Source organism: Clostridioides sp. ZZV15-6598 (assembly GCF_020657705.1).
GTDB lineage: Bacteria > Bacillota > Clostridia > Peptostreptococcales > Peptostreptococcaceae > Clostridioides > Clostridioides difficile_F.
Genome location: NZ_JAGWCS010000257.1, coordinates 1 through 1,776, shown reverse-complemented (window position 1 = coordinate 1,776; position 1,776 = coordinate 1). Strand labels below are relative to the sequence as shown.

At 23.0% G+C, this 1,776-nt stretch carries 3 protein-coding genes; 1 reads left to right on the top strand and 2 read right to left on the bottom strand.

Annotated features, from left to right (window positions below; translation table 11 throughout):
• Window positions 1-150: 150 nt before the first annotated feature.
• A complete protein-coding gene (locus KGF50_RS21330; RefSeq protein ID WP_227849919.1) occupies window positions 151-1,008 on the bottom strand; it encodes a hypothetical protein in 858 nt (285 codons plus the stop codon).
• Between the two features lie 165 nt (window positions 1,009-1,173).
• Between KGF50_RS21330 and KGF50_RS22450 the strand changes: the two genes are divergently transcribed.
• Window positions 1,174-1,308, top strand: a complete 135-nt coding sequence (locus KGF50_RS22450; protein WP_255655084.1) for a hypothetical protein — start codon at window positions 1,174-1,176, stop codon at window positions 1,306-1,308.
• Window positions 1,309-1,524: 216 nt separating this feature from the next.
• Here KGF50_RS22450 and KGF50_RS21325 read toward each other — a convergent pair whose 3' ends face one another.
• Entirely contained in the window at window positions 1,525-1,701 is a 177-nt protein-coding gene (locus tag KGF50_RS21325; RefSeq protein ID WP_227849918.1) for a hypothetical protein, read from the bottom strand.
• Between the last annotated feature and the right edge of the window lie 75 nt (window positions 1,702-1,776).

Genomic DNA, 1,776 nt, shown 5'->3' with positions numbered 1-1,776 from the left:
TTATTATAGAATATTTCAAATAACTAAAAAATTATAGTGTTTGTATTATTCTATATATTTAGCCATTCAAATATCTTAGATTAAAATAACATGCTATATTGTGCTTAACAGGATTTTTGAAAGTTTTTGTTTTTTATAGAAATAAGATTTTTAGTAATTTTTATTACATTTTTTTGTACAATCTTGTTTTTTGTACTTATCAAAATATTCTTGTAAACTGTCTTCACAGCTATTTATACAAGGTTTTTTTTCACAATCAATATTGCAATAGTCACATTCATTACATTTATCATGTTTACAGTTACATTCATGATGTTCCTCATGTTTACAGTCACATTCATTATAGTCATCATGTTTGCATTTTTTTGAACCACATTTTATAAATGAAATAGCTAATTTAATTAGTTCATCAATTAATTCTTCTATTTGATCTAGTTCTTTTTCTAAATCACAAATTAGACAATCACAGAATGAAGATTTTACGTCTTTTTTATCATTACATGAAATGCAATCACTACAGAATATTAATAGTATAATTATTTTAGCTATAATAGCTATTATTAAAAGTATAATTTGCACTAATAAGCAAAATAATTTTCCTACTAAAAATTCACATTTGTCATTACAGTTTATTTGTTTTATAGCTTCTGCTAAACACTCACATAGTTTCAAAGCTCTTTTTAATGCTTCTCTAAGTTTACAATTTTGTACATAATTAGAATCTATTAGGTCTTCTAATTCTTCACAAAGCTCATTTAATATCCCATTATCTAAATTGAAATTTAAATCTTCCTGAAAATCCAACTTAATTTTTGTAGCAGATAAATCATAACTTTCTCCAACTAGAAAATATTTTATTATTCTCCATATTGTACAAGGTGTTAAATAAGCTCTTGAATTTGTATTTAAACATTCTTCTTGTGTCAATCCAATTACTAATTTCATTAAATCACTAGAATGTGATTCTAAATTATTTTTATAATATTCTAAATTTTTTGCATTATCCACTCTTTACCACTCCTATATTTTTATTAGGATAAATTCAATATCCTAATATATATATATGATTTGAGTATATTTATGATACAAATAAAAATAAAATTTTATATTAATATATATAAAAATGCTATTTTCACTTGGATTATATCATTTTTTTATATTTTGTGTAGATATATGAATGAGCATGTGAAAGAACTTTTTCGTAATAAAGGTACAATAATATTATTGGATTCTATAAGTATATTAAAAGAATCTTTACATAAACTAAAAAATCATCCTGATGGCAATCAAGACGATTTTAATGAATAAATCATTACTTAAATTATTTTGAATTTGAAACTTCGCTCTAGGCTAATAGATTGTAGTTTCTTTTTTGTTTTTAACACAGATTTACATCTTCATTATATCGTATTTTAACAAAAATAAAACTGTGAATGCTAGAAATATATTTTAATTAATTTTTTAACATAAGGCTATTTAAAAGTAGATAAAACTAAAAAGGGTGTTCTAGAAAATAAGGTCTATTTAATTATACTTACTTACCAATACCATCACTTGATGCAAACAAGATTCTACTACATTTTCTCCGTACTCCAGTATAAAATCATCTAACTGTGTATCTATAAAATCACAATAATCATATGAACTACTGATATAAGCAGTTAATATATGTGTACATCTATCCATTTTATCTCTAAACATATATTATTATCCCCCTAAAAAACTTTCATAAAAACAAAAAGAAAAATATCTTTTTGGCAACTGGCTGACATAACT